Below are 12,843 nucleotides of genomic sequence, written 5' to 3'. Positions count from 1 at the left end.
CGTATCTTTGCTTTGAAAAATTTCATGTAAAACCTATTTAACTTATGATTCCATTTCAAGACCTCCCATTTTTTATGGCAGCGGCACTTATACTGGCTATCAGCCCCGGGCCCAATATGATTTATTTAATTTCAAAATCCATCACTCAGGGCAAAAAATCCGGTTTTATCTCATTAACTGGAGTGATCTGTGGCTTTATATTTCATATCATTATGGTTTCTTTTGGGCTCACAGCTGTATTGTTAGCCGTTCCGCTTGCTTACACAGTTCTGAAAATGGCAGGTACCATTTATCTTTTATATTTGGCGTATCAGGCTATCAAACCTAAAAGCAAAAATATTTTTGAGGTAGATCACACGATTTCACATGATAACCCTAAAAAGCTATTCACGGTTGGTTTCCTGACCAATGTACTTAATCCCAAGGTAGCAGTATTCTACTTATCATTTTTTCCGCAGTTCATTAAACCTGAATATGGTTCGATACTCAACCAGAGCTTAGAACTTGGAGTAGTACAGGTTTTGCTCAGTTTCAGTGTTAATTTCTTAATAGTCCTTACTGCAGCAAAAGTAGCCGTATTTTTTTCGAATAATCCAGCATGGATTAAGGTACAGAAATGGTTTATGGCAAGTGTATTGACTTTTCTGGCTGTAAAAATGGCTCTTTCAAAAGCAAAATAACTGAATATACATCCCTTTCCAAATTACAAAAAACAGTTTCAAAAAGATGAAGCATACCATTCCTACTTACGATTTAAGTGATGTTTCCAAGCACCGTTTTCATATCAAAAGAATGGACAGGAACACCTATAATACAGAAGAAATCCTTATAGACAAAGGAATACATCGTGACAGTCATTACATTTTTACCTGTATGGAAAGTGGACATGTAAAAATGATGGTTGATTTCAACCTCATTGAAGCTAAAGATTCCACTATTTTTTGTGTGCTGCCAGGGCAAGTACATCAAGGCCTTTTAATGGATAAAGTGAATGGATGGTTTATCGCCATACAATCTGATCTGGTTCCTGATGTTGTACGTTCTGTCTTTGAGGAATCTCTGGAAGGAATACAGCCTCTGGCAGTGGACACAATATGGGTAGAAAAGTTTAATAATATGGCGGCTATACTTCATACCTTTTATACGGATGAGATGCTGGCTTCCAAAGAGGGCTCTTTGATCATTCAATCTTTATTACATTCTTTCATAGGAATGTTTGCCTTTATCTATTCAAAAGAAAATTCTTCTCAGGTTACTGGTGAAAATCGTTCTTTACAACTGACAAGAGCGTTCAAAATCATGGTACGACAACGCTATAAAACCATGAAAAGTCCATCCGAATATGCAGAGAAACTCAATATCTCAAGGGGATATCTTACCGAAGCAATCCGGGAGGTAACCGGTAAACCTGCGCAGCATTGGATTCATCAGGAAATTTTAATTGAAGCGAAGCGCTTATTGGCATTCACCCACCTTACAGTAAAAGAAATTGCTTATGAATTGGGATATAATGATCACACCTATTTTAGCCGTTTGTTTTCAAAATTGGAAGATCAATCCCCTTCAGAGTTCAGAGCTGCCAACAGATAGCTAAGCTTCGTTTTCTTCTTTACCTACAAAAATTTCCCTTCTCTCATTTTATCCACGTCCTTTTTTCCACATCATCACCCACGAATTGTCCAATCATTCCCATGAAATGGCTATCGGTATATTTTAATTTTGAAGCTTCCTTTGCAATAAAAATTATTTATGCCAAGTTTACCAAAATGGATCAACGATACGGTAGAAAACGTATGGTCTTCAAAATTTAAAGATTGTAAAGTCATTTATATAGAAGTTATTTCACAAAATCTTCACCTTGTACGTTTTGAAACCGATTTACAGGATATTCAGATTGAGCCTGCTTATGCTATTGGAATAAGAATCAACGACAGGGATTTTCGGAATTATTCACCTTTCAATTTTAACAGAGAGGCGGGAACGTTTGAAGTTTTATTTCATATCCATGATACTTCAGCGGTGGGCAGTCGCTTTGTAGCTAGTTTATCTATTGGAGATTCGATAAAAATATTAATGCCCAGAGGAAAACGTTTTTTTGAACCGGATGCAAAAATCCATTTCTCAATAGGAGATGAAACTTCATTGGGAAGTTCCATTTCTATCAAAGAGGCTGTAGAAGAATGCGGTTCTTCATTTATCTGTCTCCATGAAATGGAAGAGTCTCAGGCTTTGGAAAGTCTTAATTTATATGGCTATCACAGTCCTAAAAACAGTACGATGAGAATTATAGAAGCCTTAACCGATTTTTTGAGAGAGGAAAAGGAAGCCATCTATAATGATGATGCAGTCTTTTACCTTACCGGAAACGGAACCCGGATGGCACTGATAAGAAAATTTCTTAAGGCTAAAGGAGTTTCTGCAAGATGCATCAGATCTCAGGCCTACTGGATTGAGGGGAAAAAGGGTTTGTAAAAGACAGGAGGCTGGAAATTATAAGAATTTCCAACTTCCATGTTCTGTTTACTACTATTCTATTTTAGCTTTTGTCCCAAAGATTTTACTTTCTTCAGCCATGTTTTTCGCTGATCTTCTTTAGAAGTCCGGATAATGCCCAGGTAAGTTACCTTTACAGGCTTTATACCACAGAATTCCAGCGTTGATTTCTTAAGCTGATTAACACTTGGTCTTCCGTACATCAAGCGGTAATACCAACCAGGCTGATCGATTGTGGTGATAATATGTGCGGTTTTTCCTTTTAAAAGCTTATCCCACCATAAAGAGTTTTCCCTGTATTTATAAGCCAATCCAGGAAGGAAGAGCCTATCAATGAAACCTTTCATCTGAGCAGGTAAGCCTCCCCACCAAATCGGATGTATCCAAACCAGATGATCTGCCCATTGAATAATTTCCCAGGCATTCAACAAATCCGGCTCCAGCTCCATTCTTTTTTGATACCCAAACTGCAAATTAGAATTAAAATCTAATTCTGCAATGGTAATTTCTTTTACTTCTGCTCCTGCTTCCAAGGCTCCGTTTTTATAAGCTTCTGCAATACCGAAATTGAAAGATTCTTTATTGGGGTGACCGTTGATTATGGCTATTTTTTTCATTGTGCTATATTGATATTAATTGTTTCATAGGCATTAAGCTGAGCCAATAACGATAAAGGCTCATGCAGTTGATGGCTGAAATACACATTATTTTCATGAGGGTTTCTCAATAATTCTTCTGTATGCAGAACCGCTGATAAAGCCGTTAATTCCGCTTGTCCTTTTATACTTTGCAGACTTAGTTTTTTGTTGCCTGTTTTATCTTGTACTACTACTTCAAAGACAGCCTGATCTCCATTTCCACTCGATCCGAAAACCATTTTTCTTTCTTTTAAAGATAAAATATCAAAAACCCTGAGGTATTGAAAACTCCCCAACAGCCAAGTAATAAACTTAGAATTATAAGTCATTTTTACACTCACATTAGGAACTCTTTCAACCTTGTTCAAAATGTACAGATCAGGAACATCAAAATTATAGGCACTCCTTTTCCCGATTCCGAAAGAAAAATCAAAAGTTTCCGTATCTAAAAAGTGTCTGATAGAATTGGGTTTATCATTTTTATAATCATGAAAAGGAACGGCAACATTTTCCGCCATAAAATGCGCAGAACTTTCGCCAGCTAAATCTTTAACAGAATAATATACAAATAGCTTTACTCCCTGAATATGATCAGGATCTTTTGTTAGTGCATTAGTTAATCCGGGTACTATTCCGCCCATCCAGCCCGAGCTGAAAACAATTCTACTGTTAATCTCTGATTTTCCTGCAATATCACAAGCTTTTACCAAAGCGGGAGTAGGTTTGGTGATGTCCAGATAATCAATATGATGGGCAATAGCATATTTCAGAATATGGTCAGATCTATCATTCACAGAAAGAATGATAAGATTTATTTTTTGATCATTAATAACCTGAAAAGTACTGGGATCGGTAACATCAATCTTTAAATTTTTATTTAAATTTTCACCTTTACGTCCCCCAATAAAAATATTGAGATGAGGATTTCTCTTCTGTAAAATACGGGCAATCGTTTTGCCCACCAATCCATTTCCTCCGATAATCAGAATATTGTGCTCCATTTATTTTTTTGACAAAATTATAGAGCTTATCAACCAATCAACAGGACAAATGTCTAAAAAGAAATTTCCTTTCTGATACGGCTTAAATGCCGTTGTGTAATCCCCAGGTAAGAAGCAAGATACTGTAATGGGATTTTCTGAATATAATCCGGATAATTTTTAAGAAGTGTTGTGTAGCGTTGGGTAGCACTATCTCTCTGAAGCTGAAAAAAACGTTTTTCCAATTCAAGGTATTCTTGTTCTGCAATCATCTTTAAAAACTTTGTCCAGTTGAGATTATCCTGAACCAGGGTATCCATCTTTTCTTTCTTCAAAATCAAAAGCTCTGCATCTGTAATGGCCTGCATGCTTTCTTTACTGAGACATCCGGAAATAAATGATGAATACGCAGCCATCATGGTATCAGGAAACCTGAAACAATACGTAGTATCTTTTCCGTCATCAGAAAGATAGAAGGAACGGAAGATTCCTGATTGTATAAAGGCCACTTCCCTACATTTCTCACCTTCCTGAATGAAATACTCATTTTTGCTTACTTTCCTTATTTCAAAAAGCTGCAAAAACTCTTCAATTTCATTTTCTGAAAACAGTTCAAAACTCCGAAAAAAATCATGTACCATTTGTTGGGTTTTCTTGATATGGCGAAAATAAATAAAACTTAGCAGAAAACTAAACTCAAATGAAGGAAGTTAGCAGGAAGATAGAGGCTGGGAGTTGGAAGTTACTGTTAGTGATATAATTACTTCTGATTGCTATAAATTAATTAAAATGAAAATAATATCTATTCTTTTTGGCCTTTATAGCTTCCAGCTTCCACCAATAAAAAAATCATCCCAGAGCGGGATGATCAACCGTTTTGAATTACTAAGTTAGTATATGAAGATATGAAATGATGTGTTTGTTGTTGCAAAGATAAACAGAGCTATAATTCCCGTCATCAGGAGAATCCCTACAATTTTATCCGTAAAAATACGGTTGTATAAATAAAAAAGCCCTGCAAGAAACTTACAGGACTTTTACTGATCTAACAATTATTTTGTTTAATGTTATAAGGTGCAAAGTTCAATGTGATTCTTCCACATCAACTTCAGTTTTTCTTATAATGGGCTTACCAACTGTAAGAACCACTCTTTCACTTCTCCATCCAAATAAGGAGCCAGTTTTTCTTCACATGTTTTATGGTAGCCATTCAACCATGCAATTTCACTTTCTGAAAGAATTTCCTTTACCACAGTATCTTTAAAGAACGGGCAGAATGTTAATGTTTCAAATTCATAGAATGTTCCGTGAATTGTTTTTTCTGCTTCTTTTACAGCAATAAGGTTTTCATGACGGATTCCGTAATGTCCTTCAAGATAGTATCCTGGTTCGTTGGAACATACCATTCCCGGAAGAAGATCCTGAGGATTCAGGTCTTTTCTGATATTTTGCGGTCCTTCGTGAACGTTCATAAAGCTTCCCACTCCATGTCCTGTTCCATGATTGAAGTCTTTGCCTTCCATCCATAGTGGAAGCCTTGCAATAGCATCAAGATGTACTCCTTTTGTTCCTTTAGGGAATTTTACCATTGATAAGCGGATCAATCCTTGTAATACCAATGTAGAGTTTCTTTTGAACTCTTCAGAAGGTGTTCCCAATGCAAAAGTTCTCGTAATATCTGTAGTTCCTTCAAGATACTGACCTCCTGAGTCTACAAGGATCGTATCTTCATTCGTTACTTCTTTGCTTCCTTCTTTTTTAGCAGAATAGTGCATGATCGCACCATTGTCTTTGTATCCAACGATAGAACCGAAGCTTTCTCCTACAAAGTTTTCCCCTGCAGCACGGAAACCTCTCAGTTTTTCTCCGATAGAATACTCATTCATAGCTTCTTTTCCTGCATTGTGAGTCAACCAATAAAGGAATTTTACCATAGCAACTCCGTCTCTCACCATTACTTTTCTGAAACCTTCTAACTCAGTTTCATTTTTCTGAGCTTTCATCAGATTTCCTGGTACCGGAGCTTTGATAAATTGATTGTCTGTCTTTAATATTTCAAAAATCTGTTGGTTACTGTTTGGAGAAACCAATACTTTTTCATTTTTGAATGCTTTCAGATAGTTATAGAATTCTTCGTAAGGCATCATTTTTACGAAAGAATCATCCATTTGTTTTCTTGCTTCTACTTCAAGTTTTTCTAATCCTGTGAATAGAACTGCATCATTTTTAGTGATCACAATATATCCTAAAAATACAGGATTACTCTGTACATCGCTTCCTCTCAGGTTAGAAGTCCATGCCACATCATCAAGACTTGAAATAATGTGAACAGTGGCTTCCTGATCTTCCATCTTCTGACGGATGGCAGACAGTTTATCTGCTACAGATTTACCTGCTCTTTCTACAGGGTGTACAAAGATTGGATTAGCAGATGGCGTTCCTCTTTCAGTCCAAACCTCCTTTAAAAGAGGAATATCGGTAAGGATAATATTTTTTGCATTAAATTTTTGAGAAAGTAGTTCCCAGTTGGCATTGGAAGCCGCTAAAGCATTTACAGCTACTTTACCTCCAGCCGGAATTTCAGAAATGATCCAATCAATATAATTAGGAGTTCCTTCTATTCCTTCTTTGAAAAGATCGATTCCCGAACCGTCCAGTTCAATAGCAGCCTGTGTAAAATATCTTCCGTCTGTCCAAAGCCCTGCTTTGTCTTTAGTTACCACCACAAAACCGGCAGAACCTAAGAATCCTGACAGCCAAGCTCTTTCCTGCCATTCTTCAGGAAGGTATTCACTCATGTGTGGATCTGCAGAATATACTATAAATGCATCAACATTATTTTTCTGCATTTCTTCACGAAGCGCAGCAACTTTTTCCTTTGAAGTCATTCTTTTCATTTTTAAACACCGAAAGTTACGAAAAATTTGAAGTCGAAAGAGTAAATAAAGTCCCTATTTTCCGAATGATATGTTATTTTTTTATGAATTTTAATTTTGGTAGCCTATACACTAGAATTTTTAATGGCCACTAATGCAAGAATGATTTTTATTCGTGCATTAGTGGCTAATAAATATGTAATTTTTAAAGTTTAAAAACTTTGTAGAGTAAGCATAAACATCTGTGTAAATCCGTGTAATCTGCGGTTAAATCTTACTTTTCAGTCTCATAAGCCTATGTATATGTGGTTTAAATAATGCTTTTATATTTTTTAACCACATAGATGATAAAATAAAATTCAACTCATAATTTCATAAAAAAAAATAAAATTCATACCATAAAATACTGTTTTTTATTAAAACAATAAACTTTTGGAAAGATTATTGCTATATTAACTCCCATGAAACAGCAGAACTATAATAACCACAGAAAATTTTATCCACCTCATCATTTTATTTATCTCCCTTTATTAATTGTTTTGGAGATTTTAGGAATCTATAAAATATGGGATGATCCCGGTAATCAACTGATCTGGATCTTATTTTCAATCGTGATTTTTCTGCTTTTTTATCTGGCATTTATGACCAGACAACATTATGCATTAGGGCTTCAGAATCGTATGGTGATTCTTGAATTTAAACAGCGGTATTTTGAGATTTTTAATATAAGATCTGATGAAACAGTTGAAAAATTAAGGTTTGACCAGATTGCAGCCTTAAGATTTACGCATGATGATGAATTTAAGGAGCTTTTGTACAGAGCACTTCATGAGAATATTTCCGGTGATGAAATCAAAAAATCCATCAAAAACTGGAAGGCTGACAAACTCCGAGTTTAACCAGATACCAACAAAATATACACCTATGAAAAAGTGGACCTTATATAGTATTACGATATTAAGTTTGTTAACATTAACAAGTTGTGAGGCAGTAGGAACAATCTTTAAAGCCGGAATGTGGTGGGGAATTTTCTTAGTCTGTGTAATAGTAGTGATTCTTTTACTGATTTTTTCGAAGGGTAAAAACTCTTAACCATGTTTTATGGAGGAGAAGAATACAGATTTAGAGATCATTTCCCACCTGAAGCCATCAAAGATTGTTAAAATCATGAAGGATCCGGAAGCTTCTGCAAAGGCGGTACATCTTATTTATACCACCGATGCAGAAACCACCGGAATTACCCGTAAGAAAGCTGGAAAAAAGTATTCTTATTATAAGGATGGAGAAAAGATCCGGGATAAGAACGAAATCACCAGAATTAATAAGCTGGTTATTCCTCCTGCTTGGGAAAATGTTTGGATTTGCGCTTTAGAAAATGGCCATCTTCAGGCAACAGGTTTTGATGTTAAAAAAAGAAAGCAATACCGCTATCATTCTTTATGGAGCGCTTTAAGAAATCACACAAAATTCTACAGAATGCTTCAGTTCGGCTATGCTTTACCAGGCATCAGGCTTCATATTGAACAAGATCTTGCCTTAAGAAATTTTGAAAAGCGGAAAATACTTGCCCTGATTGTAAGTCTCATGCAGAGAACCAATATTCGTATTGGTAATAACGTCTATGAAAAACTGTACGGTTCATTTGGGCTGACTACTTTAAAGGATAAACATGTTGAAATCAAAGGTCAAAAAATAACTTTTTCATTTAAAGGAAAAAAGAGCATTATGCACCATGTAGATCTCAGAAGTAAAAGATTGGCAAAACTGGTACAAAAATGTAAGGACATTCCCGGCAAAGAACTTTTCCAATATCTGGATGATGAAGGAAACCGACATTCTATAGATTCCGGGATGGTGAATGACTATATCAAAGAAATAAGTGGTGATGATTTTACAGCCAAGGATTTCAGAACCTGGTCAGGCACGGTAAATGCTTTGATCGCTTTCAGAGAAATCGGGTATGCAGAAAACGATACTCAATATAAAAAGAAAGTAAAGGAAGCACTGGATATTGTTGCTGAACACCTGGGGAATACCAGTGCTGTGTGTAGGAAATATTATGTTCATCCTTTAGTCATCAATCTTTACGAAAACAATACGATCAAAAAATATCTTGACGAACTGGAAGTCATTGAAGAAAATGATGGAAAGGCAGACTTAACGAAGGAAGAAAAGCTAGTGATTAAGATTCTGGAGAATGAGAAGTTGTAGAGTTGTTAGGCTGGAAGATGGAGGTTGGGAGATGGAAGTTATTGAAGTCTGAAAAATCAATTGTTGACTTTTTATCTAAAATAGATCCTAATTAAAAATAAAATTTACAATAATACCGTGTGATAGTACCTCCAGCATCCCTCTTCCAACATCCAACCTATCCTAAAAACCTATTTCATAAAACTGAGTTAATTCAATTAAGAATAACTTCAATAACAATATCGCCTAATAGTACGTCCAGCATCACTCTTCCAGCTTCCAACCTTTGTCCTACCCCGGAACTCTATTACTCAAAAACTGCATTCTGTATTCCTTTGGCGTAATCCCTGCAATTTTTTTGAAAAGCTGGGTAAAATGGGACGCGGTATGAAAGTTCAGCTCGTAAGCAATTTCAGCAATATCTTTACTGGAATGCAGCAATGCCTTACTGTAATTGATATCAATCTCGTTGATCCATTGCTTTGGTGATTTTTGGGTCACACTTTTCACACATTTATTCAGATAGCTTTCTGTTACGGATAATTTATCAGCATAGAAGGCAACCCGTTTTTCTCCCACGTGATATTTAAATAAAAGATCCCGGAACTGAAGCGACAACTCCATCGGACGCGTGGCAGATTTGTGATGGGTATCTGAATCTGTACTCAGCATTTTGATCAGAATCAGGTGCAGCATAGTGACTACAACATCATTTACATTCAAACTATTCAGCCAAAGTTCCTGTTCCATGATAGGGAGAAGCTGGGTAATCGTTCCATATGTTAAACTGTCCAGATTCAGAAAAGGGGTCATAAAGAAAATACTGCTTTTATGCTTGGGTAATTCCTGTTCGGAAAGGATATTATTTTCGTAGGCAAGAAAAAAGCCTTCAATATCATCAGACAATTCTACAGTAGCTGTAATAGTTCCCTGTTTAATAAAGATTACTCCGCCTTTTTCGGCATGATATTCTTTATTTTCAAGATACTGTTTAATATGTCCGTTGGTCACGAAAATAATAAAGTTGAAAGTTGTACGGTATGGAATTACCGGCATCAGAATCCCTTTTAGGTAATTCTCTATCCGATAAAGCTGTATATCCGCATTATTGGCTAATATTTTCTCCGTGATATTGGGTAGAAAAAGTTTTTTGTATTGAAAATTGGATAATACTTCCATCTACGATATTATGATAAATTAAAATTAGACAAAATTTATAAAGCAGAGCCTGGAGAATTTGAAAATTTGAGAATGAATTAATTTGAAATAGCACTTTAACCCTAAGACTCTCAAACCCTCTTACTCTCAAACTCTAGAACTTGTAATACACTCCTACTCTTACTCCAAACGGGCTTCCCGGTGTATACGTAAGATCTGTAATAGGTTCAGCTTCACCTTTTAATTGGGTTTCGGTAGCAAACTGAGCTTCATTCCATTTTACATTGAACAAGTTATTGACCTGAATATTAGCACCCCATTTCTGATGGTTATAAGATAATACCAGATCATTGACAAAATAAGCCTTTGTTTTAATACTATTATCCTCTACTGCTGGTCTTTCACCAAGATAACGGTACTGAAGGCCTAAAGAAAATCCTTTTAAGAAATCCCAGTTTACAGATCCTGTACTGGTCACTACTGGTGCTAGTGGAATATAGTCCTGTCCTTTTTCTTCTTCAATAAATCTTGCGTGAGAATAATTGATATCTGCATTCAGGTAAAAGTTTTCCAACGGCTGAAAACGAATTCCCAGATCAGCTCCAAAACGTCTTGATTTTCCGGATGGTTCTACCACAGCATCGTCTCCTACATATACAAATTCCTGCTGCAGATCCATATACCACACTGTAGGCGTAATGATTAATGATTTGAATGGGTGTAATCTTACTCCGAAATCAGCTCCTATAGAATAAGGCAGCGTATTTTCATTTTTATTAGTAACCACTACTCTCATATCATTAGAGTGGAATCCCATGCCTGTTTTCAGGAACCACATTACATTATCACTCTGAGCATAGGAGAAGTTCAGTTTGGGACTTACTCTTGTTGCTTCTTTTGATTGTCCGGAAGGCAATTGTTCAGGATCTAGCAGGTTATGCATATTGAAGATAAAATGATCTACTCTTACTGCCGGATTAATCGTCCATTTTCCCGTTTTCCAAACCAAACCTGAATAGGCATGAAGATTGGTTTCTGTTCCGTTCACATCAGACAGTCTGTCAAGCAGCATATCTCTGTGGTAAACGTGGTTCAGTTGTAAGGTATTGATATCATCATTTCTCAGGCCAATTCCGGAAGTCCAGTTTAATGAACTATTAGGAAGAGAGAAGTTTTTGGTGTATTTTACTTCTGCGCCATAAATATTTCTTCCGTCGGTTTGCTGAATTTCATCTCCGTGATCTTTATCTTTTAAGAAAAAAGTAAAATCGGAATATAGATTGAAATTATATCTTGAATAAAAAGCCATTGCATCGATCTGCTCAGATGGAGAAATGATATGCTTAAAGTTCATCTGAAGATTGGTTCTTGAGGTTTTTCCCCCTTCGGTAGGATCTATACTTCCCCATCGGCCAATGATTCCTTCGTCTACTGCACGTTCCGGAATCTGCCCGGAAGCATTCCATGAGGAATTGAAGGTTGAAAATTGGATATTAAAATAATCATTATCCGTAATCCATTGGTTATACTTTCCAAAAATATTAACTCTATTGAAGTTTTGTTTGACATCAAAAGGCCCATCAGTATAATTGTATTCAGCAGCGATATACGCATTTTTTCTTCCCAGATCATCATGAAGAATATTGAACATTCCTAGTACTCTTTTTGAGTTGAACGAACCTCCTTCAAGTTTAATCATACTATTCTTCAACCCATTATACGTTTGAAAATCTACATACCCTGCAGTATTGAAGTCTCCACGATCCATATAATAGGCTCCTTTTCCGAAATCAATATTGTTTACCGTTTCAGGAATCACAAAGTGAAGATCAGAATACCCTTGTCCATGAGCATGAGACACGATATTCACAGGCATTCCATCTACATTTACGCTTACATCTGTTCCATGATCGGCATCAAATCCTCTTAAAAAGAGTTGTTCTGCTTTTCCTCCGCCGGCATGCTGTGCAATAAATAATCCCGGTACTTTTCTCAATAAATCCTGTGCTGAATTAACAGGAAATTTATTCAGATCTACTTTAGTAATTGCTGATAAAAAAGAACTGTGATTAATGGCTACTTCAGAGATCTGAAATGGCTTATGCTGTAAAAAAATAACTTTGTTTTTATCATCATCATTAGTAACCACCCATTTTACCTCATCATATCCTTGACGGCTAATCACCAATGTATCAGGAAGCGATTTAACAGGAATGGCAAAAGTACCGTCTGTTCCTGTGTGAGTGTGGCTGTTTCCATGGTCATATTTTACCAATACATCTACAATGGGAAATTTGTCTTCTGCATCTTTGATTTGCAACTGTTTTTCTGCTTCCTGAGCCATCATTTTTCCACCGAATGCCATGACAAGAAAAGCGGCTGCTATTTTAGTTATTTTCATTTTTTGTTTTGTTAAATTAGAGATTAGTGGTTGGATATTAGATGATAGACGAAGAGATGATAGATGTTTTAGTCTTAAAATTCAATAGGGAATTTTGAAATTCCAAT

General features: G+C 36.0%; 12 protein-coding genes. 6 read left to right on the top strand and 6 right to left on the bottom strand.

Features of this window, described 5'->3' with window-relative positions:
* The first annotated feature begins 44 nt into the window (after positions 1–44).
* The 3 genes from QWZ06_RS07260 (at position 45) to QWZ06_RS07250 (ending at position 2,472) form a co-directional block, all read left to right on the top strand.
* Positions 45–680, top strand: a complete 636-nt coding sequence (locus QWZ06_RS07260) for a LysE family translocator (protein ID WP_290296837.1) — start codon at positions 45–47, stop codon at positions 678–680.
* Between the two features lie 46 nt (positions 681–726).
* On the top strand, positions 727–1,590 hold the full coding sequence (locus QWZ06_RS07255; RefSeq protein ID WP_290296834.1) for a helix-turn-helix domain-containing protein: 864 nt from the start codon (positions 727–729) through the stop codon (positions 1,588–1,590).
* A gap of 159 nt (positions 1,591–1,749) precedes the next feature.
* The gene (locus tag QWZ06_RS07250) at positions 1,750–2,472 is read left to right on the top strand and encodes a siderophore-interacting protein (RefSeq protein WP_290296832.1); all 723 of its coding nucleotides are present in this window, start codon (positions 1,750–1,752) and stop codon (positions 2,470–2,472) included.
* 59 nt (positions 2,473–2,531) lie between these two features.
* On the opposite strand, the gene QWZ06_RS07245 is transcribed toward QWZ06_RS07250, so the two are convergent.
* The 4 genes from QWZ06_RS07245 to QWZ06_RS07230 all read right to left on the bottom strand — a co-directional run bounded on the left by QWZ06_RS07245 (position 2,532) and on the right by QWZ06_RS07230 (position 6,999).
* Positions 2,532–3,110 carry an NAD(P)H-dependent oxidoreductase gene (locus tag QWZ06_RS07245; RefSeq protein WP_290296830.1) on the bottom strand — a complete coding sequence of 193 codons (579 nt, stop codon included), beginning with the start codon at positions 3,108–3,110 and terminating at the stop codon, positions 2,532–2,534.
* Entirely contained in the window at positions 3,107–4,132 is a 1,026-nt protein-coding gene (locus QWZ06_RS07240) for a saccharopine dehydrogenase family protein (RefSeq protein ID WP_290296828.1), read from the bottom strand. Before QWZ06_RS07240 ends, QWZ06_RS07245 begins: the two co-directional genes overlap by 4 nt.
* A gap of 53 nt (positions 4,133–4,185) precedes the next feature.
* Positions 4,186–4,752, bottom strand: a complete 567-nt coding sequence (locus QWZ06_RS07235) for a Crp/Fnr family transcriptional regulator (protein WP_290296826.1) — start codon at positions 4,750–4,752, stop codon at positions 4,186–4,188.
* A gap of 477 nt (positions 4,753–5,229) precedes the next feature.
* Complete coding sequence (locus tag QWZ06_RS07230) at positions 5,230–6,999, bottom strand: aminopeptidase P family protein (protein WP_290296824.1); 1,770 nt, start codon at positions 6,997–6,999, stop codon at positions 5,230–5,232.
* A 449-nt stretch (positions 7,000–7,448) separates the two neighbouring features.
* Here QWZ06_RS07230 and QWZ06_RS07225 point away from each other — a divergent pair, with 449 nt between their 5' ends.
* From QWZ06_RS07225 to QWZ06_RS07215, 3 genes are read left to right on the top strand one after another with little or no spacing between them, the layout of a single operon-like run.
* Positions 7,449–7,886: a DUF6526 family protein gene (locus tag QWZ06_RS07225; RefSeq protein WP_290296822.1), complete on the top strand. Its 438-nt coding sequence runs from the start codon at positions 7,449–7,451 to the stop codon at positions 7,884–7,886.
* A 25-nt stretch (positions 7,887–7,911) separates the two neighbouring features.
* Complete coding sequence (locus tag QWZ06_RS07220) at positions 7,912–8,079, top strand: phosphatidate cytidylyltransferase (protein ID WP_290296820.1); 168 nt, start codon at positions 7,912–7,914, stop codon at positions 8,077–8,079.
* 9 nt (positions 8,080–8,088) lie between these two features.
* Positions 8,089–9,198, top strand: a complete 1,110-nt coding sequence (locus QWZ06_RS07215; RefSeq protein WP_290296818.1) for a DNA topoisomerase IB — start codon at positions 8,089–8,091, stop codon at positions 9,196–9,198.
* Positions 9,199–9,468: 270 nt separating this feature from the next.
* Here the strand turns inward: QWZ06_RS07215 and QWZ06_RS07210 are convergent, their stop codons facing one another.
* Both QWZ06_RS07210 and QWZ06_RS07205 read right to left on the bottom strand, forming a co-directional pair.
* Complete coding sequence (locus QWZ06_RS07210; RefSeq protein WP_290296816.1) at positions 9,469–10,356, bottom strand: helix-turn-helix domain-containing protein; 888 nt, start codon at positions 10,354–10,356, stop codon at positions 9,469–9,471.
* Positions 10,357–10,489: 133 nt separating this feature from the next.
* Positions 10,490–12,736, bottom strand: a complete 2,247-nt coding sequence (locus QWZ06_RS07205) for a TonB-dependent receptor (RefSeq protein ID WP_290296814.1) — start codon at positions 12,734–12,736, stop codon at positions 10,490–10,492.
* Between the last annotated feature and the right edge of the window lie 107 nt (positions 12,737–12,843).

The organism is Chryseobacterium tructae (assembly GCF_030409875.1).
Taxonomy (GTDB): Bacteria; Bacteroidota; Bacteroidia; order Flavobacteriales; family Weeksellaceae; genus Chryseobacterium; species Chryseobacterium tructae.
The sequence above is the reverse complement of the archived record's forward strand: the minus strand, read 5'-3'. Positions and strand labels throughout refer to the sequence as shown.

Excerpts from the sequence above, each read along its gene's own strand:
- QWZ06_RS07260 (WP_290296837.1), top strand. The coding sequence starts at position 45 with ATGATTCCATTTCAAGACCTCCCATTTTTTATGGCAGCGGCACTTATA.
- QWZ06_RS07255 (WP_290296834.1), top strand. The coding sequence starts at position 727 with ATGAAGCATACCATTCCTACTTACGATTTAAGTGATGTTTCCAAGCAC.
- QWZ06_RS07250 (WP_290296832.1), top strand. The coding sequence starts at position 1,750 with ATGCCAAGTTTACCAAAATGGATCAACGATACGGTAGAAAACGTATGG.
- QWZ06_RS07245 (WP_290296830.1), bottom strand. The coding sequence starts at position 3,110 with ATGAAAAAAATAGCCATAATCAACGGTCACCCCAATAAAGAATCTTTC.
- QWZ06_RS07240 (WP_290296828.1), bottom strand. The coding sequence starts at position 4,132 with ATGGAGCACAATATTCTGATTATCGGAGGAAATGGATTGGTGGGCAAA.
- QWZ06_RS07235 (WP_290296826.1), bottom strand. The coding sequence starts at position 4,752 with ATGGTACATGATTTTTTTCGGAGTTTTGAACTGTTTTCAGAAAATGAA.
- QWZ06_RS07230 (WP_290296824.1), bottom strand. The coding sequence starts at position 6,999 with ATGACTTCAAAGGAAAAAGTTGCTGCGCTTCGTGAAGAAATGCAGAAA.
- QWZ06_RS07225 (WP_290296822.1), top strand. The coding sequence starts at position 7,449 with ATGAAACAGCAGAACTATAATAACCACAGAAAATTTTATCCACCTCAT.
- QWZ06_RS07220 (WP_290296820.1), top strand. The coding sequence starts at position 7,912 with ATGAAAAAGTGGACCTTATATAGTATTACGATATTAAGTTTGTTAACA.
- QWZ06_RS07215 (WP_290296818.1), top strand. The coding sequence starts at position 8,089 with ATGGAGGAGAAGAATACAGATTTAGAGATCATTTCCCACCTGAAGCCA.
- QWZ06_RS07210 (WP_290296816.1), bottom strand. The coding sequence starts at position 10,356 with ATGGAAGTATTATCCAATTTTCAATACAAAAAACTTTTTCTACCCAAT.
- QWZ06_RS07205 (WP_290296814.1), bottom strand. The coding sequence starts at position 12,736 with ATGAAAATAACTAAAATAGCAGCCGCTTTTCTTGTCATGGCATTCGGT.